The sequence below is a fragment of the Halocola ammonii genome, from assembly GCF_049334165.1.
GTDB lineage: Bacteria > Bacteroidota > Bacteroidia > Flavobacteriales_D > Sanyastnellaceae > JBEGHD01.
On the sequence record NZ_JBEGHD010000010.1, the window covers coordinates 62,947 to 81,415 of the forward strand.

At 44.6% G+C, this 18,469-nt stretch carries 18 protein-coding genes; 15 read left to right on the forward strand and 3 right to left on the reverse strand.

Going from position 1 to position 18,469, the window contains the following annotated elements:
* Positions 1-12: 12 nt before the first annotated feature.
* On the forward strand, positions 13-669 hold the full coding sequence (locus ABHV44_RS11255) for a hypothetical protein (RefSeq protein ID WP_459074792.1): 657 nt from the start codon (positions 13-15) through the stop codon (positions 667-669).
* A gap of 52 nt (positions 670-721) precedes the next feature.
* Here the strand turns inward: ABHV44_RS11255 and ABHV44_RS11260 are convergent, their stop codons facing one another.
* Positions 722-1,585 (reverse strand): winged helix-turn-helix domain-containing protein, encoded by an 864-nt coding sequence (locus ABHV44_RS11260; RefSeq protein WP_459074793.1) that lies wholly within the window; start codon positions 1,583-1,585, stop codon positions 722-724.
* Between the two features lie 163 nt (positions 1,586-1,748).
* Here ABHV44_RS11260 and ABHV44_RS11265 point away from each other — a divergent pair, with 163 nt between their 5' ends.
* The 4 genes from ABHV44_RS11265 (at position 1,749) to ABHV44_RS11280 (ending at position 5,042) form a co-directional block, all read left to right on the forward strand.
* Entirely contained in the window at positions 1,749-2,981 is a 1,233-nt protein-coding gene (locus ABHV44_RS11265; RefSeq protein ID WP_459074794.1) for a ligand-binding sensor domain-containing protein, read from the forward strand.
* Between the two features lie 169 nt (positions 2,982-3,150).
* Positions 3,151-3,501, forward strand: a complete 351-nt coding sequence (locus tag ABHV44_RS11270; protein WP_459074795.1) for a hypothetical protein — start codon at positions 3,151-3,153, stop codon at positions 3,499-3,501.
* 567 nt (positions 3,502-4,068) lie between these two features.
* Positions 4,069-4,440 carry a hypothetical protein gene (locus ABHV44_RS11275; protein ID WP_459074796.1) on the forward strand — a complete coding sequence of 124 codons (372 nt, stop codon included), beginning with the start codon at positions 4,069-4,071 and terminating at the stop codon, positions 4,438-4,440.
* 113 nt (positions 4,441-4,553) lie between these two features.
* Positions 4,554-5,042, forward strand: a complete 489-nt coding sequence (locus ABHV44_RS11280; RefSeq protein WP_459074797.1) for a hypothetical protein — start codon at positions 4,554-4,556, stop codon at positions 5,040-5,042.
* Between the two features lie 71 nt (positions 5,043-5,113).
* On the opposite strand, the gene ABHV44_RS11285 is transcribed toward ABHV44_RS11280, so the two are convergent.
* On the reverse strand, positions 5,114-6,133 hold the full coding sequence (locus tag ABHV44_RS11285; protein ID WP_459074798.1) for a sodium:calcium antiporter: 1,020 nt from the start codon (positions 6,131-6,133) through the stop codon (positions 5,114-5,116).
* 770 nt (positions 6,134-6,903) lie between these two features.
* Here ABHV44_RS11285 and ABHV44_RS11290 point away from each other — a divergent pair.
* The 10 genes from ABHV44_RS11290 (at position 6,904) to ABHV44_RS11335 (ending at position 17,534) form a co-directional block, all read left to right on the forward strand.
* Entirely contained in the window at positions 6,904-8,448 is a 1,545-nt protein-coding gene (locus ABHV44_RS11290) for a T9SS type A sorting domain-containing protein (protein ID WP_459074799.1), read from the forward strand.
* Positions 8,449-8,627: 179 nt separating this feature from the next.
* Complete coding sequence (locus ABHV44_RS11295; protein WP_459074800.1) at positions 8,628-9,020, forward strand: hypothetical protein; 393 nt, start codon at positions 8,628-8,630, stop codon at positions 9,018-9,020.
* A gap of 125 nt (positions 9,021-9,145) precedes the next feature.
* Entirely contained in the window at positions 9,146-10,507 is a 1,362-nt protein-coding gene (locus ABHV44_RS11300; protein WP_459074801.1) for an alpha/beta hydrolase family protein, read from the forward strand.
* Between the two features lie 196 nt (positions 10,508-10,703).
* Complete coding sequence (locus ABHV44_RS11305) at positions 10,704-12,230, forward strand: lipopolysaccharide biosynthesis protein (RefSeq protein WP_459074802.1); 1,527 nt, start codon at positions 10,704-10,706, stop codon at positions 12,228-12,230.
* A 54-nt stretch (positions 12,231-12,284) separates the two neighbouring features.
* Positions 12,285-13,025 (forward strand): DUF4476 domain-containing protein, encoded by a 741-nt coding sequence (locus ABHV44_RS11310; protein WP_459074803.1) that lies wholly within the window; start codon positions 12,285-12,287, stop codon positions 13,023-13,025.
* 116 nt (positions 13,026-13,141) lie between these two features.
* Positions 13,142-14,218, forward strand: coding sequence for a 3-phosphoserine/phosphohydroxythreonine transaminase (gene serC, locus ABHV44_RS11315; RefSeq protein WP_459074804.1), 1,077 nt, complete (start codon positions 13,142-13,144; stop codon positions 14,216-14,218).
* Positions 14,219-14,246: 28 nt separating this feature from the next.
* Positions 14,247-15,221, forward strand: a complete 975-nt coding sequence (locus tag ABHV44_RS11320) for a D-2-hydroxyacid dehydrogenase (RefSeq protein ID WP_459074805.1) — start codon at positions 14,247-14,249, stop codon at positions 15,219-15,221.
* Between the two features lie 107 nt (positions 15,222-15,328).
* Positions 15,329-16,567 carry a DUF1015 domain-containing protein gene (locus tag ABHV44_RS11325; RefSeq protein ID WP_459074806.1) on the forward strand — a complete coding sequence of 413 codons (1,239 nt, stop codon included), beginning with the start codon at positions 15,329-15,331 and terminating at the stop codon, positions 16,565-16,567.
* 45 nt (positions 16,568-16,612) lie between these two features.
* Positions 16,613-17,287 (forward strand): YggS family pyridoxal phosphate-dependent enzyme, encoded by a 675-nt coding sequence (locus ABHV44_RS11330; protein ID WP_459074807.1) that lies wholly within the window; start codon positions 16,613-16,615, stop codon positions 17,285-17,287.
* A complete protein-coding gene (locus ABHV44_RS11335) occupies positions 17,280-17,534 on the forward strand; it encodes a hypothetical protein (RefSeq protein WP_459074808.1) in 255 nt (84 codons plus the stop codon). Before ABHV44_RS11330 ends, ABHV44_RS11335 begins: the two co-directional genes overlap by 8 nt.
* 1 nt (position 17,535) lies before the next feature.
* On the opposite strand, the gene ABHV44_RS11340 is transcribed toward ABHV44_RS11335, so the two are convergent.
* Positions 17,536-18,465: a GSCFA domain-containing protein gene (locus ABHV44_RS11340; protein WP_459074809.1), complete on the reverse strand. Its 930-nt coding sequence runs from the start codon at positions 18,463-18,465 to the stop codon at positions 17,536-17,538.
* Positions 18,466-18,469 lie beyond the last annotated feature (4 nt).

Genomic DNA, 18,469 nt, shown 5'->3' on the forward strand with positions numbered 1-18,469 from the left:
ATTTTACAGAAAATGAAAGAACAATTCGAAATAAACAAGGTCAGAAACAATCTCATCTTCATTTTCATGATTCTTGTCGTTTTGCTCTCATGTGGTAAAGAAGAGGATTACACTCCGTATCCTGTTATCAAACCTTTGGAGTATTTTCCTGTTTATCCAGGTTCCTGGTGGCGGTATGTAGATTCAAATAACGATACCACAACTATAAAAACCGCTCCTGAATATCAACTGGATGCTTACAAAATAACCTCTGCAGCCTTTGAGTCCGATTCATTTTATGTCCCTGTTTATGACGGTACACCAATTTGGCAATATCACGCTCATGTTGGACCAATTTCTCACTCAGGTTCAACGCCACTCAGACGCATTTTGTATGATACTACTGCTATAGGATACAATTGGTCGGTTTACAACTGGGGCGGCACAGCCAAAAGAAGAAAATTAGTTGCCAGGGATACTTCAATCTCCATTTCTTCAACAATCTATCATCCAACTATCCTGATTGAGGAGTACTATACTCAAGGACCACCGAATTACTATCCCGGTTACATTTGGGTAGCAAGAAGATACTATACGAAAGACATAGGGCTGATTAAAGAAGACCTCTATGACTATCAAAATGATTCCGTAACTACTAAGGAAATTATTGATTTTCATATTAATCAATAGCAAATTGGCAGCTTCAAAAGCTGATATGGACTAAAGCTTCTGGTTCAAAACGTCAGTTCTTGTTCAAAACCAACTTATACCCAACTCCGCGAATATTTACAATGCGAATGTTTTGATCGCCTTCTAGCTTTTTGCGAAGTTTAGAAATGAATACATCCAAAGTTCTGCCGATGTAGTCGCCTTCATCGCCCCAAACGTTTTTCAAAATCTCATCTCTCTCCAGCGTGCTATTGGCCGAAGAGTGAAGTAAAAAGAGCAAGTCGGCTTCTTTCCCAGTGAGTTCAATCTTGCGATTGTCGAACGACAATTCCATGTTACGCTGGTCAAACTCGTAGTTGCCGATTTTTATCAGATGTGACGAGTCGGGACTTTTAGTCTTTCGCTTTCTGAAATAAAGCAGCAAGGCAATCACAATTGCTACGAGTAGCATCACCAGAACAATCACTTCGGTTTTTGCAGTTTTAGTTTCTGTAGGGTCACCTCCTGCTCCATTAGTCTCTGCAATTAGCGACTCGCCTCCATCGTCCATCACTGTGACCACAATGCTGTAACATCCTTTTGGCTGAATGCGCCCTTTGCAAGGCAGCAGATCGGCATTTTCTCTCTTCTGCATTTCGAAGCTGTAGACTGTCTTATCGGATTCGCAGCTGTCGACTGCTACATGGTAGCTTTCCAGTATTTCGCTCCTGTCGGCAACGTTGTTGATTGTTGCAGCCAAAAATCCTGGATCAAACTCAAAGTCATTCTCAAACTCAATGCGGTACTGATTGCCATTTGCCTGAATGGGTAAAACCCGCGAAGAACTGTCACCTGAAAGCAACAGGAGCTCGTGGCCAATGGTGCGCATCACCACTTTGAGGTGATCTTCGTTGCTTCCCACCTGCGCACTTGTCGAAAGCACTGAGAAAGCCCACAACAACAGAAAGCAAAAACTTTTGAAAATGACTTTAGCCACCATCTAACAAATCTACGCGATCGAAGCTTAGCCTGAAATGATTTTCAATCAATTTACACTAATTTACATTCTGTAACTCAGTGATGGCGAGCCTCCAGCTACTTTTCGGGAAAAACAAGAAACCATGAAAAAGTCAATTCTTATTCTCGGGTTTATAGCAACTGTAGCCATCACTTTTGCTATTAGCTCTTTTACTAGTAAAGAAAAAACAAACGACCTCGGTAAATGCCAGGTGAAGAAAACGCTATCCGCACAAGAGACGCAAGCAAATGCAGAGTTTGTCAGAAGCGTCTTCCCGGATCTCGAGGAACCGCAGGTCACCGATCCGCCCAGAATGCAGGTCGATAAGTACGTGCGTGAAATTTTTGAAGACAGCAAAGGGAATGTTTGGTTTGGAACCCTCGGAAGAGGAATTGCCAGACTCAATGCGGATAAACTGAACGATTACCAAAACCACCCTCTGAAGTACTACACCGAAGGACATGGACTTGCCGCAAATCAGATCAACGGGATCGATGAAGACAGCAAGGGGAACCTCTGGCTCTCCACTACGAACGGTGTTTCGAAGTTCGATGGAACGGCTTTTACCAACTACCGGGTTGAGCAAGGTCTGAACGACAACAGTACGTGGAGTATCCTCGTGGACAGTCGCGATAGAGTTTGGGTGGGAACGTTCGAAGGGGTTTGTCTACTCGATCGCAGTCAGGTAGGAACTTTCGGTTTCGAACCTTTTCACATTCCGATTCCCGAAGGCGAGTTCAACTACTCAGCGCTGAGTCCACTCTGTGTTTTCGAGATAATCGAAGACAGCAAAGGAAACATTTGGTTTGCCCGCGATGGATTGGGAGTCAGCATGTTTGATGGAAAGAGCTTTAAGCACTACACCGAAAGTGATGGATTGTGCTCCAACGTGGTTCGCTCGGTGTACGAAGACAGCAAAGGAAACATCTGGTTTGGTTCAGAAGAAACTCGTGAACTACAGGCTAACAGTGAGTTTCACTATGTTGCTGCCGGCAATGGTGGACTGAGTCGACTGAGCGCATCTACTGAAAATGGTCAATGCGGCAAGCCGATCGAAACTTTTGAGAGTCACACCGGTCTGGCGAGCAGCGATGTCTACCCGATTTACGAAGACCGTTCAGGAAACCTGTGGTGCGGATCGAAACACTACGGGACTTTTCGATTTGACGGAAAGGAGTTCGAGTTATTCAACGAAAAAACAGCCCTCACCAATAATTGTATTCAAAGCATGCTTGAAGACAGCCAGGGCAACCTGTGGTTTGGTTTCTCCGGAGGTCTGTTCCGCTTTGATGGCAAAGAGTTTCAGAATGTGAGTTTTGTTGTTGGGGGTTGTTAAAAATTCCGAATTCATTCTGAACCCTATTAATTCAGTAAGGGTGTCAGGTTCAATCGATGCAAATTAGTATTAAGTTAGAAAGTTGTAAGCGAATCGATTAAAACCCCGCAGATACATCTTGGAAGTCGATTTCAAAACCAAAGAGTATTCTTAATCAAAATCAAAACAAATGAAAAACGTACTTAAGTTTTCAATGGCCGCCTTTGCAATTGCACTATCAGTTGCGTTTACCACGACAAGTAATGACGGACTCGAGATCACCTATGGTGTTTCTGAGGATGATCCTTCGCAAATCGAATTGCAGCTCAACTCAAATTTTGAATTCACCTATCAGGATTTTTCGGATCCCAATCAGAAAATCATGACTGCGGGCACTTACACTCTGGACAAAAACACAGTTGTGTTGTCAGCGAAAAGTGATGTCATCAAGTTCCACGACAAATGGAAACTCTCTGACGACATGAAAACAGCAAAATCGAGAAAAGGCATGACGTTTTATACCTTGATGAAAGTCGAATAGCTGGAATAGCTCCTTCCTGCACTTTTTAATCAGCTTGGTATTAGAGCATTGATCTTACAACGAGAGCACATAGAAATTGGCGCTGCAAGCTTCAACTCTATGTGCTTTTGTCTTTTATGTGCACGCAGCTGCATGCTTTACAATACAGGTAAGTGAACCATTAAGCTTATGAAGGTTTTAAGGGGCATTAAGAAGTTCCCCCATCGGTCTGTGTGTCTCGCCTTTCCGTAGCTGCTTGCTTTGCGAGCCTTCCGGCTTTGCGAGAATGTATCTGTCGCGCAAAGTCGCAAAGAGCGCCAAGTCTTACGCACACTGCTACAACGCTGGAAAGTGAAACATTAAGATGCACGGCATTTCCATAAAACTGAAAAATGGTCGAGAGCTTTTTAAAAATACTGGCGAAATCAATTTAATCACAACCAACGCTGCCCTGGATGAGCTGAATAAAATGATATTTCAAGACTAGTGTATTTCACTGATATTGAGCAGTAAACACCTCCTTTTGGAAAAGAAAAAATCTTTCTCTGACTTTGATAAACCGATTTCGAATTGAGCTAATTTTACTCTATGAAAATTAGTATCAGGTTACTCGGTTCTACGATCTTGGCAGCTCTATTCTGGATTGCTGTTGTCCCTATTCCCAGAGAGGCAGATCATTCTGATACTAAATCTTTCCAGGCTTTCGAATCCGATCAGGTTCAGGCTTCGAATTTCATTGACCTAATTTTTGACGCTCCACATATCGAACTTGCTTTAGTCAGCTCAAGTGGATTCGTTCCTTTAGTCGTAAAGTTCTCACCCGAAAAAGTGGGAGTTCTTGCAGCTGCAAGTAGTGCAATGCTGCAAGGTGTTCTTGACCAATGCAACAGTTTTTTAATCACATTTTTCTTACAGCTTCGCAAAGCTGAACTCGTTTACCCATTCCATTCTTTTTGGTAGTTCATTTTTAGACAGTCGGCTACACTCAATCAAGCTGACTGGATTTTTACTGGCTTTGATCTGCGCAAAGCTCTTCTTTCTAATCATGAATTTAACAAGACAAAAAAATGGAAATGGATTTTGGAACGGCAATAGTTGGTGCTATTGCTATCCTTTTATGTGCTCTGCCTTTCGCAATGATGAACAGAAGCAAAAGCCAAAAGAAGAAACAGTTTTTGGCTTCACTTTCGAAAATAGCTTCTTCAAAAAGTTGTAAAGTAGACCAGCACGAGATCTTTGGCACCTTCGCAATTGGATTGGATGAATCCCGAAACATGGTTTTCTTCTCGAGGGCGAAAAACAACCAATATGAAGAACAGCTTATTGACCTTCACGAGATCGGTAGCTGTAGGGTAATCAACACAACCAGAACTTTCAGAAATTCTGAAGGAGTTCAAAAAGTCATCGACCGACTCGAGTTGAGTTTGACTCCGCTCATTCAGAGTCAACCGGAAATCAAATTGGAGTTCTTTAATGCAGATGTGAGCCTGCAGTTGTATGACGAACTACTGTCCATCGAACAATGGGCAAGTAAAATCGGAGAACGATTGAAAAATAAATAATGGAACTCAAAAGCCTTGTCGTGTCGACAGGGCTTTTTCTTTCTGCAACTGACGAGTTTTCAAATCTCAAATCACCCCAAAAACAAAATAGTATAACCGCCAAAGAAAATCACGGTAATGAGAACAGTTTCCCAGCCGAGCTTGGCAAGACCGGCTTTTTGGCGAAACAATAGTCCAAGCATCAAAACCGATGTCATGGCCAGAGTCATGGTGAGAATAAACAACTGATCGCTGCTGATGGCGTGATAAATGGAGCCCTCGGTATAGGCGAAGTCGGAAAAGACGGCAAACAGCATATCGAAGCAGTTGCCTCCTATCACACCGCCAACAGCAAGTGTCAGCGCTCCTCGCTTCACGGCAGCAACGGTAGTGATCATCTCCGGCAGTGATGTTACAACAGCTGTCATCAGAGCGCCCACTAATGTTTCATCAATTCCTGTTTCAGTGGTAATTGTTATGGCTGATTCGGTGAGAAGATAGCCAGAACCGCCAACCACTACTCCCAAAGTCACAAACTTCAGTACTAGCACCCACAATCTGTTTTTCAAGTGCTTTTCATCGGGAATATCAGGGCGTGTTTCTTTCGTGTTTCGCGGTCGCCACATTGGTTCCTGTCGACTGGAGGAAATCATCCGAATACCAAAAAGATACATTGCAAATAATATCACCGACCCCGGATGAAAGCTCAGGAAAGTAACGTTTGGCCCAGTCATCACAAGCAGCAAAAGAGAGAGCAGGCACAGCAACAGTGCACTAAACATGAGATTTGTAAACGAAGCGGCTGCGTGTTCAAGGTTGGCTTTTTTGTAAGCTACATCGGCCAGCACCAGGAAAAATGTCTGAGCTGCAATTCCACCCAGGGCGTTGCTCATACTCAATTCGGGGAATCCCTCGAAAGCTGCTGTCACAGATGTCACCACTCCTGAAATCGAAGTTGCTGCTCCCAGTAAAACGGCACCTACCAGCGCTTCGCCCCAGCCTGTTTTATCCGCCAGTATATCAGCTACCTTAGTCAGGTACGTACCTCCCACTCCGATAACTACCGAAAAGATTATGAACAGATAAATACTCGTTTCGAGGCTGAGCTCCATAAATTGATTTTGTTCTGGGTGGCTTCAATATAAGAAGAGTACATGACTCAATTACTGAATCCGGTTTAAGGAAAGACAGAAATTCAGCAAGGTTCTGAGTTCGACTAAAGTTCAGCAACCTGAGCCTTAATGCTGCTTAAAACCTTCATGTTCTTCATGTTAAAATCACGTGGCTATACGCTAGAAAACCCAAACGGAAAAAAACCACAGTAGAGGTTCTTCTCCTTTCACCAGAAGTTTTTAGCCGAAGTAAACCTCACCTCAATTCACAGTTGTTCGAAGGTACATAGAAATAAAAGCATCTAACTATGTGCCTTAGCTTTTCTATGTCCCTATGTGTTTCCTCTACAGTAGCTGAAAGCCTTGCGAACTTTGCGGCTCTGCGCGCCCAGTCACAACTGCAAGCCAGCCGGACGTTTCTCGCTAAGACGCTAAGACGCCAAGACTACGAGAACTTCAAAAACTTCTGAGTAGCATTCCTTCTTGCTCAAATAATCCAAATTCGCCAGGTGTGCCAAATCAATGAAGCCTACGTAGCTGCGTGCTTTGCGAACTTCGCGGCTCTGCGCGACCAACCGTATCTGCAAGATGTGCGTCAAAACAGCAAGATGATGAATCAGTTTGCCTCCATCTCCCAGGGTTTTACAACCGCAGCTTTAAATCTCAGCCCTTAATCTTTCGCGATAATTTTGTGCTATTTGAAGAACTGACATTGAATAACTTGCAGCCGAGAATACTTAAACGCCAATCTCAAAAGATCGCTCAACCCCATGAAAGCACTTTTTACCTTAGCTCTCACTTTTGCTATTTCATTCATTTCAAATGCACAGCAATTTAGTTGGGAGCTGGATTTCGATAGTTCTATCTCAGTTAACGAAATGGCAGTCGGCCAATCCGAAAGTGCATATTTCATTTCAGCAACGAAATACGAAGAAGACAACGATTTTCGGAATACGGTTCTACTGACCAAAGCCAATCTCGATGGTGAAATTATCTGGTCAAAACAGCTTGCAACTGCAGACGAAGATCACTCGGTATCCGTTCATGACATGGAGGTGACGATAGATGGCAACTGCTTTCTTGTTGGAGAATTCAGCCTCAATAACCAAATCCCAAGAAATCCTTTTGTTCTTGCAACGGATGCTGACGGGAACATTCTTTGGAACCGGAAAATCGACTACTCTCTTACCTCAGATATCAAAATTGATAAGCTCGGTGACGGCACAATGCTCCTAACCTTCACTTATTTCGATGATGGCCAACACCGACTTTTTTGTAAGATGAATACCGAAGGAACCTTCTCTAATGAAAAAACACTCAACTCGACTCAGCACGTCCCCTGGCAGGTATTGGCAAATGAAACTGACTTTGAAGTTCTTTTCCATAGCGGGAATTTGATGAACATTTCCAATGACCTGAACACCACCAACTGGCAAAAAAAGTACTTTCACGAAATCGGAATGGTATTTAATCGAGCTGCTAACGGTGACTTCATCTTTGCCTCGGCTACGACAGCTTTTCCCGGTTATGCCAGTGTTTTCAGAACTGATCCGAATGGCAACCTGATTTGGATCAAGCACATCGAAACATGGTTAGGGTCAACTCAAAGTCAGACCACTATTTTCGACATTGTAGGCTTTCACTTTATCCACGAAAATGAGCTCGGAGAAATCGTGGTTTGCGCAAACAGCGAAGGCGGACTCGTTGGATCGATGAATTTGGTTTTCGATGGTTCAGGGAATTACCTGAGAAACTTCAAAATATTCGAATATCGCCACAGGATCGAACTCACTTCTGACGATCAGTTTGCACTTATCGGCTTCACCAACCAGGCGACTTTAAATACGCACCCAATGGTTTTTGAAAGTCGGATCTCATCAGTGAGTTACCCGTGCGACACTAGCTTGAGTCATTCTATTTCCATTCCTGAAAATCCTGAACTCGAACCCGACTCCATAGTTTTCTCTGATGCTGAAGAGCTCACTCACGAATCGGTAAAGCTCACCTCTTCTGCTTTCTCACCCGAATTATCGCAACATTGTGATTTTTCTATTACGGTAGATGAGATCTACCAAAGCCCAGAGCTAAGTGCTTACCCAAATCCAACAAGTGGTTTTTTGACCGTAAATACTGGAAACAGTGGTACGAGTGCAATCGAAATTTTCGATTGTTATGGAAAGTGCGTTTTGCTAAGGAAAAAACTTACAGCAACTTGTGAACTTAACCTTTCATTTCTCTCTGCAGGAATCTACTTTTTGGAAGTAACCAGCGAAGAAGGAAAAACGCAAGTAAAAAAGATTGTGATCGCCCGATGACTAAGCTGGACAAGTAACAGCTACTGAAAGGTAAACACAGAGGCACCTTACGCTAGAGTATATCCGAGGCATTCACCCCCAATTACCACAATCAACTTAGTAACCCAATTACCTCAAAAATTCTCCTCCGTAAATAGATTACGAACTGCCTCTTTTCTTTTGTATCAAACGAAATAATCATGACCAGTACAATAGAAGAAACACTCGACCGGCTCAACCTCACTCTCAGTAGCCAGCAGTTTGACGCTTACCTTTTTATGAAACTCATCGAAAAGCTCCTCACTGAGCAAGCCACCGAGCTAAAAATCATCGACCTGAAAAACAACACCGAAGCTGCGCTCACCGAAACGCAGCAACAGAAAGCACTTCTCGTTAAAAGTAACAGCTATGAACAGGCGGCCATATTGCGGGACAAAGAAAGATTTATTAAGGAACACATTGAGCTACGCAAAACTCTAGAAATCGAATTCTCACAGTTCATGCTAAAAAGAAGCACACTCTTCTACTTCTACCTCGGCACGGAAAAACACGATGACATTGCTTTTCACTTGATTTCGAGAAAGGAGTTTTGATAAGTTGGTGGTCTTCTTTACCAAAAGAAAGCTCTCAATGCGAAGATCCGTTTCCACCAGACAGACTGAAAACAATTTCTGATTTTACGAATTATTGAAATTGTACTTCATCAATCTTAATCAGAATGAAAAACGTATTCCTCTTTCTTTTCCTGTCGGTGGTAAGCTCCGCAGTGTTTGCTCAAAACAATTCCTACGAAACAGATCAGGAGCTCACGGGCTACTGGACTGGCGCTCTCATTCGCTCCGGCAACTCAGTTCAAATTTTGGAAGCTGAGATTTACGAAGAAGAAGGCACCACAAAAGTCGCCAGTTCCATTCCAGACTGGGCCTATTACCCTCCCCGGATCTCGAAGATTGCCGTGAGCGGTGACTCACTGATCTTCGAAACTTACTACGGTGAAGCTGTGGTTTTACTCGATTCCACTTATATGGAAATGGTCGGAACGATTCCCGGCAAAACTCCTGTGATAAACATCCATTTGAAGAAGAGTCTGAAGCCACCAAAAAATGAAATTGCTTCTTCGGAAATCGAGATCTCTAATGAAGGTGCCAACATTAGCGGAACGCTTTACTACCCCAAAAACTCGACTATCGACAAGCTTCCATGTGCAGTGATTGTACACGGCCGTGGATGTGCACCGCGAAGATATAAAGCAAGTCGAGCCAAAAAGCTTGCTGAGTATGGCATGGCCGCTTTCGTCTACGACAAGAGAGGGAGCGATCCCAGTGGTTTTCCATGTGGTGAATCTACTCACGATCTAAACGTGTCCGATGTATCAACCATCGTGAAAAAACTGAGCAAAGACAAACGCATTGACGACAGTAAAATCGGACTGATCAGCTACAGTGCCGGTGGGTGGATTATTCCTGATGTTGCCTCTACTTCTACTGTTCCAATTGCATTTATGGTCACAATCGTTGGCCCTCCAACATCTGTGAAAGAGCAACAAATGGACGGAATGGAAGCATTCATGGTAAAAGAAGGAATGGACGAGTCTGCAATCCGCGATGCTCAGCGGTACATCGAGTTGTTGTTTGTAGAAGAAAACCTGGATGAGACATACAATGAACTGCAAAGCTTACTTGAAAAAGGTGATGACTCAGGCTGGTCGCAATGGCTGGTAGAAGACGACTACGTGGAATCTCCCGATGACTTTGACAAACTCTGGGTGCAGCGATTTGCCTACGATCCGGCCGAGGATCTAAAGAATTACGAAGGTCCTTACCTGGCGGTTTTTGGTGAAAATGACGACATCGTGCCTTACAAAAAGCAGTTGGATCGGCTTTACCAAATCATGGACGAAGCCGACAAAACGAACTACGAGGTAAAAGTAATTGCCGCTGCGGGACACGGAATGGAGCACGGCTCAGATCTAAAGATCATAGGTTCTGATAGCTACTACTACAAATTCGATCGAGTGGCTTTTGGCGCAATTCAGTACATCATTGACTTCCTGAGCGAAAATGAAATTATAGAAAAGTAAAGAATGGAATCTGATAAGCTTGTTTAAAAGTCTTTCGTTCAAATCCAAGGATCACACTAGACTCAAATTAAAAGTGTTAGCATAAATATCTTCACAGACGGCTTTTGAAAAGCCTTTCTGAAAAGTGAAGAATGGTGTGCAGTAAAGATTATCTTCACATCTTAGCACTCCGAAAAGGAAAACAGCAAAGCACAACTTGAGTCTCAAAAACAAATTCATAGCGGGATTCGGCTGGAATACGCTCACCGTGGCCAGCCAGTCGATCATCCAACTTGTTTACGTTGCCTTTTTAGCGCGATTGATCAGCCAGGAAGCCTTTGCGCTCATGGGTGTGGCGCTCAGTCTCGTTGGCTTTGCAGAGATCTTTTCGCAAATCGGTTTCGGACCAGCACTGATCCAGCGAAAGGAAATTACTCAGGAACACATCAACGGTGCGTTTTTCACCTCCGTGATTTTGGGAGTTGCCTTCACACTGGGCTTTGTCCTTGCAGCACCTTCCATTGCCGAGTACTACGCCATTCCCGAGCTCGAACCGGTCATCCAGGTGATCAGCATCAGCTTCACGCTTTCCGCCCTGGCAATTGTTCCCAAGTCGTTGCTGTTTAAGAAAATGGATTTCAAGAAATTCTTCACCGCGGCTGTGGTAAGCATCGTTGGTGGAAACCTGATTGTCGGTCTCACCCTGGCTTTCCTTGATTACGATGTTTGGGCTTACGTGTGGGCGCTATTCGTTCAGGGTGCTCTGATGGCAATAATGACCTGGGTTTTAAATCCGATAAAAATCACCTGGAAATGGAGCTGGGAACATACTCACCAGCTCGTGCGCTACGGAGGTGGCAGCACGCTTTTCAATTCGCTCAACTACCTCGCCACAAGGCTGGATGTTTTGCTAGTTCCTAAGCTGACAACGGGCACCAGTCCACGCCACAACGAAAATCTCGGTCAGGCCGGTGTTTACGAAAGGTCGACCTACATGATGATGATCCCGGTGACGATCATGGGAAAACTGGCCGATAACGTGATGTTTTCCGGAATGTCGATCATTCAGGAAGACAAAGTCCGGTTGAGAAAGGCTTACGCCAGTGCGACTTACATCATTTCTCTTTTACTGATGCCCGCCTGTGTTTTTGTGATTCTCTTTGCCGAAGAAATTGTTTTGCTCTACCTCGGGAAAGGCTACGTTTCGGCAATTCCTGTTGTGCAGGTGCTTTTCGCTGTGGTAGCTTTTCGCTCTCTGATAAAACTCTCGGATTCGCTCCTGAGAGCTGTAGACGAAGTTTATCGAGGCAGCATCATTAAGTTCCTCTTTCTCGCATTCATAGCTCTGGGCACCTGGATCGGAATCGACTGGGGAATTACCGGAGTTGCCGTTGGCGTTGCCATTGCAACAGTGTTGCAGTACATCATGATGATGGTGTTTTGCAAATCACTCATCGGTGTGAGCTACTCAAACTTGCTTCGCAAAATGTCTCCCGGATTGGCCGTTTCGGCTTTCGTAGCTCTAATTTCGTGGCCTGTGTTTTGGCTTTCCGAAACTTACGAGCTGGCCAACTGGCTCACGCTGCTCATTGCAGTTGGCGTAAACGGACTCGGAGTCATCGTCCTGATTTTCGCCATTCCCACCATCCTCGGCCAGGGCAACGATAACATCCTAATGCTGGTGGCCCAAAAATTGCCTGACAACAAAATCATTCGTTCAGTTTTAACGCGATTGAACCGATAAACTGCTCAATAGTTTTTCTCAATGACAATTCAATTTACTTTTGCACCACGCAAAATGAAATACCTTTTTTCTCTCATACTCCTATTTGTTCTGCTGCTTGGGACAAAGAACCTCTCGGCTCAAAAAGCCAAACTCGTAGTGCAGTCGAAAGACACACTGCGTTTTCACCTGATGATTGGTGGGATGCAGGTGAATGACTCCGCTCAGCAAAAAGTCTCCAAAGTGGTTGAAGCAGACGATGTGTTGATCGACATGATTTTGAACGACTCGCTAAAAACGCACGTGAGTACTTCGGTTTATCTCGAAGAAAACCGCGAAGTGACTTACCAGCTGAGAAAACTGCGTGGAGAATATCGCCTTCTGCCCTTTAGTGAAATCGAATGGGAACCTACTCCGGCCGATAGCGCTGCGATTGAAGAAACCACCGTTCCAACAGATTCGCTAAGCGCAGTGAGCGACAGCACTGCCGTAGATTCTACCATGATTTATTCAGGAGAAAAAGGCTGTTCCCTCCCAGCCTCTTCAAGAGAAGTGCGCCAGGTCATCAGCGCCATGCAGGAATCTTTCTTTGAAAGACAAAAACGCGAGATGGCCATCGAATTCGTACAAAATAATTGCGTCAGAACTTCTGCCCTACGAACTATTCTAGAGGAAATATCTTATGAGGACAAAAGACTTGAAGTGCTTTCAAAAGCGAATATTTACGATCTTGACAATTTAGATTCCCTGCGCGACTTGTTTTTGCTCGATTCGATGAAGGCTGAGTTTGATGATTTTGTCGATTCAACCCGCTGATAATAGGTCTATAAGCCGGACTGTTACTAATTCTTCATACTGACTTCATGCTAAATCCGAAATAATTCACAATTTTGCTGTGAATCAAAACTCAAAACAGTCACAAATCTGTTAAAATGAAAAAAGTCCACAACTTCAGCGCAGGTCCCTGCATCCTTCCTCAAACTGTTTTAGAACAAGCCTCAAAGGCCGTAATCGATTTTGACAACCTGGGCATGTCTCTGGTTGAAATCTCCCACCGAAGTAAAAACTTCGTTGCTGTGATGGACGAAGCCAGAGCGCTTGTAAAAGAATTGCTCAACGTTCCCGACAACTATGAGGTGCTGTTTTTGCAAGGTGGTGCCAGTCTCGGTTTTTACACTGCTGCCCTCAACTTCATGAAAAATGAAAACGGAAAAGCAGCATACATAAACACCGGAACCTGGTCGAAGAAAGCCATTAAAGAAGCAAAACTTGTGGGCGATGTCGATGTTCTTGCCGATTCTTCTGACAAGAACAACACTTACATCCCAAAAGGATGGACCATCCCAACTGACGCGGATTACTTCCACTTCACCTCCAACAACACGATTTTCGGAACGCAGTTTCAGGAGCTTCCAACTTCGCCAGTTCCAATGATCTGCGACATGAGCTCCGACATTTTTAGTCGCGAGATCAACGTTTCAGACTATGCTATGATTTACGCGGGAGCGCAAAAAAATATGGGCCCTGCAGGCACTACCCTTTATATCGTAGACAAAGATCTTCTCGGGAAAACAGGAAGAACCATCCCATCGATGCTCGACTTGGAGGTGCATATCGGCAAAGACTCGATGTTCAACACGCCATCGGTGTTTGCTGTGTACGTCTCTATGCTTACCTTACGTTGGCTCAAAGCTTTGGGCGGAGTTAAAGAAATTGAGAAAATCAACAACGAAAAAGCGGAAATAATGTATCGCGAGATAGACGAGAATCCGCTCTTTGAAGGTCATGCAGAGAAAGACAGTCGCTCTAAAATGAATGCTACTTTCCGACTGAAAGACGAAAGCATGGCTGAAGAGTTTGACAAAATGTGGAAAGAAGCTGGAATAAATGGCCTAAATGGACACCGCTCTGTTGGTGGCTACCGAGCTTCCATGTACAATGCTCTTCCGAAAGAAAGTGTTGAAGCGCTTGTTAACGTAATGAAAGAACTGGCTGCAGTAAAAGCCTGACGATTCAAATATTTGAAAATTTCAAATCATGAAAATACTCGCCAACGATGGCATTAGCCAATCCGGAAAAGAGAAATTGAAAGCTGCCGGTTTTTCGGTAGTAACCGAGAAAGTAGAGCAAGACCAACTTGCCGATGCCATCAACAATGAAGGCTACGTGGGTTTGCTCGTTCGTAGCGCCACTACTGTCCGAAAAGATCTTATCGATCAGTGCCCGGGCCTCAAGCTCATAGGGCGCGGTGGTGTAGGGATGGACAACATCGATGTGGAGTACGCCCGCGAAAAAGGACTGAAGGTGTTTAACACTCCGGCTTCTTCTTCTCAATCGGTTGCAGAATTGGTCATGGCTCAGATGTTTAGCCTCTCCAGAAGCTTGCACGATGCCAACCGTCAGATGCCAAAAACAGGTGCTGAAGAGTTCAAAGGGCTCAAGAAGAAATACGGAAAAGGAACCGAGCTTCGTGGAAAAACACTCGGTATCGTTGGATTTGGAAGAATCGGTCGCTCGCTGGCTCAGTATGCTTTGGGCTGCGGAATGAAGGTTGTAGCTTACGATATGTACTGGAACGACAAGCCGGTGAAATTCAAAATTGAAGGCCACGGTGAAATCGAAGTGAAAGTGCCTTTCTCTGAAATGGACCAGCTGCTCGAAAACAGCGACTACATTTCACTTCATGTTCCAAAACAAGATGACGGACAGGCTGTGATTGGAGCTGAGCAACTCAAGAAAATTAAGAGAACTGCGATTCTAATCAATGCTTCTCGCGGAGGTGTGGTCGATGAAGATGCCCTGCTTGAGGCTTTCGAAGAAGATGAAGTGCGCTACGCTGCGCTCGATGTTTTTGAGAACGAGCCCAATCCGCGCAAGGATTTGCTCACTCACGACAAAATTTCTGCAACGCCTCACATCGGTGCGGCTACTGTTGAAGCGCAGGACAGAATTGGAATTGAGCTGGCTGACCACATCATCGAAACCCTCGGTGAATCCGTTCAGCAGCAATAAGATTGAAACTATCGTTCTAAAAAATCAAAATCCTTTTCTGGACCGCTTCGATTGAAAACTGAAGTTCCGGAAAAGGATTTTTTCTTTCAAACCTACACCAAACGCAAATGGCCAAAATCATTCCCTTTTCAGCAGTGAGACCAGCGCGTGACAAAGTTCATCTGGTGGCATCGCGTTCTTACGTAAGTTACACACCGGAGAAACTGCACGACAAACTCTCGAGTAATCCTTACACTTTTATTCACATCATCAACCCCGACTTCGGAACTGACGAGTTCACCGAACCAGCGTCTTACGATCGGTTTGTAAAGGTGAAAGACCGCTACAGAGAGTTTCAGCAAAAAGGAATTTTGGAGAAAGACACAAAGCCGGCACTCTACATCTACCGACAAATAAAGGAAGGTCACGAGTATATCGGAATAATTTGCGGAGTTTCGATTGACGATTATCTCGATGGAAGCATCAAAGTCCACGAACATACACTCACCGAGCGCGAGGAGATGTTTAAGGAATATCTGGATGTTACCAACTTTAATGCAGAACCAGTGCTCCTCACCTATCCCGACAGTGAAGAGATTGAAGAAATCACAAGGCACTACCTCCAAAAAAGACCCGAATACGATTTCACCACGACCAATGAGGTGCGTCACTCGCTCTGGCTGATCGAAGATCCGGAACACATCAGCTCGGTGGAAATCGGTTTCGCCAACATTCCTCACCTATACATTGCCGATGGGCATCATCGCAGCGCGTCTTCTGTGCTTCTCGGTCAAAAACGAAGAGACGAGCAAAACAACAAAGAAGTAGAACTCCTTTCCGACTATTTCATGGCTTGCATTCTTCCAGAAAGTAGACTGCAGATTTATGAGTTTAATCGCCTGGTGAGGGATCTCGGGGAACACACTCCTGAGTCTTTCCTTGAAACGCTGGAAGAATCCTTTACCATCCACTCACTAAGAAAAGCTCACGAACCGGAGCGTATTCACGACTTCACGCTCTACCTCGATGGCAAGTGGTATCTGTTGCAAACCAAAAGCGATAAAATTGCCGATTCCATCATCGGGCGGCTCGATCCACAACTTCTGTCCGACCTGGTGCTCGATCCAATTCTGGGAATAAAAGATGCCAAAACCGACAAGCGTGTTTCTTTTTCAGGAGGTAAGACAAACCTGGAAGAGATTAAAGAATGTGTGGATCGGGGCGATTTCGCAGCAGCTTTTATCCTTCATCCTGTCACAGTTTCGCAATTAAAAGACGTTGCGGACAACGGATTGATCATGCCGCCAAAATCTACCTGGATTGAGCCCAAGCTTAGAAGCGGCCTGACGATTTTCGAACTGGATTAATCAAAAGCGGCACTCTATTGTTGATTTGGACAAAACCCTCGTGAAATGACTGACATCAAATCAAACCTGGAAAAAATCAAAGCTCAACTTCCCGACCACGTCAAACTGGTTGCAGTTTCAAAGACGAAACCCAACGAAGACATTCAGGCGGCCTACGAAACCGGTCAAAGGATTTTTGGAGAGAACAAGGCCCAGGAAATGCAAGGCAAAGCAGAAGAGTTACCCAAAGACATCGAGTGGCACATGATCGGCCACCTGCAGCGCAACAAGGTGAAATACATCGCTCCCTTCGTGAGTCTAATTCATTCAATCGACAGCTGGCGCCTGCTCAAGGAAGTCAACAAGAGAGCAAAAAACGAAGACCGCGTAATCGACTGTTTGTTGCAAATTCACATTGCCAAAGAAGAATCAAAATTTGGCCTTGATGAAGATGAATTGGCAGACATTCTTTATTCAGAGGAATTCGAAAACCTCGAAAACATTCGCATCGTGGGACTGATGGGCATGGCCACGCTCACTGAAAACGAGGAACAGATCAGAAGGGAGTTCAAAAGTCTCAAAGACTTGTTCGACAAGCTAAAGAAAGACAAGTTCGCTTTGGAAGACAGTTTTAAAGAGCTTTCGATGGGCATGAGCAGCGATTTCAAAATTGCCATTGAAGAAGGCAGCACAATGGTTCGTATCGGCAGCGACATTTTCGGAGCCAGAAACTATGGATAGCACCGAGCGCAAATATCTGATCATCTATGTGGTCACTGCTGCTGTGATTTTTAGCGTGACTTACTATGTTACCGACTTCGTAAATCTGAGGGCCAAACAAATCGCTGAAAACACGTTGGACGTGGAATACAAAAGTCGTGGTTTCCACTACGCTCTAGGCATCACCGGAGCTTACAGTTTGCTCTATCTGTTTTTCACCAGAGACATGATCAAAACGAAAAGAGAGATGGAAGACCCGGAAGATTAAGTTATTTACTGAGAAGTTCTGCTTTCTGTGCAATCAGCTTCCTTCTCCAATTTTGAAAATCTTCGTCTTTCTCTTCTGTAGGTTTGTGCGCCAGCGAGCGATTGATGTTCTCAATCTTCACTATTTTTTCTCTATCAGAAGCGCTAAAGAAAACCGTCTGAAACTTCTCCCAAATGTAATCCTGCGCTTGCTTGTTGGGATGCAGCAAATCCGACTCGAAAAAACGGTAGTCGCGCAAATCGTCCATCACAAGTTCGTAAGCCGGGAAGTAGTGAACCTGCTCGAAAGCTTCCGAAAGCTTGTGAGCGAGAATTGTCAGGTGGCTTTTGCTGAGCTGGTTTTCCGCAAAACCGTCTTTCCAGTGGCGCACCGGACTGACAGTGAAAACAACCTGTAGATTTTCATTGAGTTTAAACAGTTTTTCCAAAGCAACTTGCAGAACGAGGGCTGCCCGATCGTGGCTGATCAATTCCTTGTCAAATTCTTTCTGAGGAACCTTGTGGCAATTGGCTACAAACTTGTTTTTCTCGATATGCCGATAGGCCCAGGCCGAGCCGAGTGTGATAAAAAGTGTTTGAGCTTTGCCGAGAACAGCTCGGCCATTTTTAATCGACTTGTTAATCCTCTCGAGAACTTCGGCCTTATCGCTGCCTGAAAACGAGCCGTGATGCATGAAGCTGACGAACTTCCCTTCTACTTCATCGAGGTCCTTTTCGGAATAAACCTTCTTCTCGATCAAATCTGTGAGACTATGCACCACCGAAACCGGATTGAACAGAATCCCGTGTGGATTGGCAGTGATTTCCATTGCCAAGTCGCTGAGCCTGGAGCTCATGTGCTCGCTAAAGCACGAGCCCACAAACATCTGGTCTTGAGTGAGATTAATCTCAAATGGCGATGGCGCAGGATTTATTTCTGTTCTAAATTTCAAGGGG

Bases quoted from the DNA above. Each gene is read 5' to 3' on its own strand.
- ABHV44_RS11255 (WP_459074792.1), top strand. From the start codon at position 13: ATGAAAGAACAATTCGAAATAAACAAGGTCAGAAACAATCTCATCTTC.
- ABHV44_RS11265 (WP_459074794.1), top strand. From the start codon at position 1,749: ATGAAAAAGTCAATTCTTATTCTCGGGTTTATAGCAACTGTAGCCATC.
- ABHV44_RS11270 (WP_459074795.1), top strand. From the start codon at position 3,151: ATGAAAAACGTACTTAAGTTTTCAATGGCCGCCTTTGCAATTGCACTA.
- ABHV44_RS11275 (WP_459074796.1), top strand. From the start codon at position 4,069: ATGAAAATTAGTATCAGGTTACTCGGTTCTACGATCTTGGCAGCTCTA.
- ABHV44_RS11280 (WP_459074797.1), top strand. From the start codon at position 4,554: ATGGATTTTGGAACGGCAATAGTTGGTGCTATTGCTATCCTTTTATGT.
- ABHV44_RS11285 (WP_459074798.1), bottom strand. From the start codon at position 6,133: ATGGAGCTCAGCCTCGAAACGAGTATTTATCTGTTCATAATCTTTTCG.
- ABHV44_RS11290 (WP_459074799.1), top strand. From the start codon at position 6,904: ATGAAAGCACTTTTTACCTTAGCTCTCACTTTTGCTATTTCATTCATT.
- ABHV44_RS11295 (WP_459074800.1), top strand. From the start codon at position 8,628: ATGACCAGTACAATAGAAGAAACACTCGACCGGCTCAACCTCACTCTC.
- ABHV44_RS11300 (WP_459074801.1), top strand. From the start codon at position 9,146: ATGAAAAACGTATTCCTCTTTCTTTTCCTGTCGGTGGTAAGCTCCGCA.
- ABHV44_RS11310 (WP_459074803.1), top strand. From the start codon at position 12,285: ATGAAATACCTTTTTTCTCTCATACTCCTATTTGTTCTGCTGCTTGGG.
- serC (WP_459074804.1), top strand. From the start codon at position 13,142: ATGAAAAAAGTCCACAACTTCAGCGCAGGTCCCTGCATCCTTCCTCAA.
- ABHV44_RS11320 (WP_459074805.1), top strand. From the start codon at position 14,247: ATGAAAATACTCGCCAACGATGGCATTAGCCAATCCGGAAAAGAGAAA.
- ABHV44_RS11325 (WP_459074806.1), top strand. From the start codon at position 15,329: ATGGCCAAAATCATTCCCTTTTCAGCAGTGAGACCAGCGCGTGACAAA.
- ABHV44_RS11330 (WP_459074807.1), top strand. From the start codon at position 16,613: ATGACTGACATCAAATCAAACCTGGAAAAAATCAAAGCTCAACTTCCC.
- ABHV44_RS11335 (WP_459074808.1), top strand. From the start codon at position 17,280: ATGGATAGCACCGAGCGCAAATATCTGATCATCTATGTGGTCACTGCT.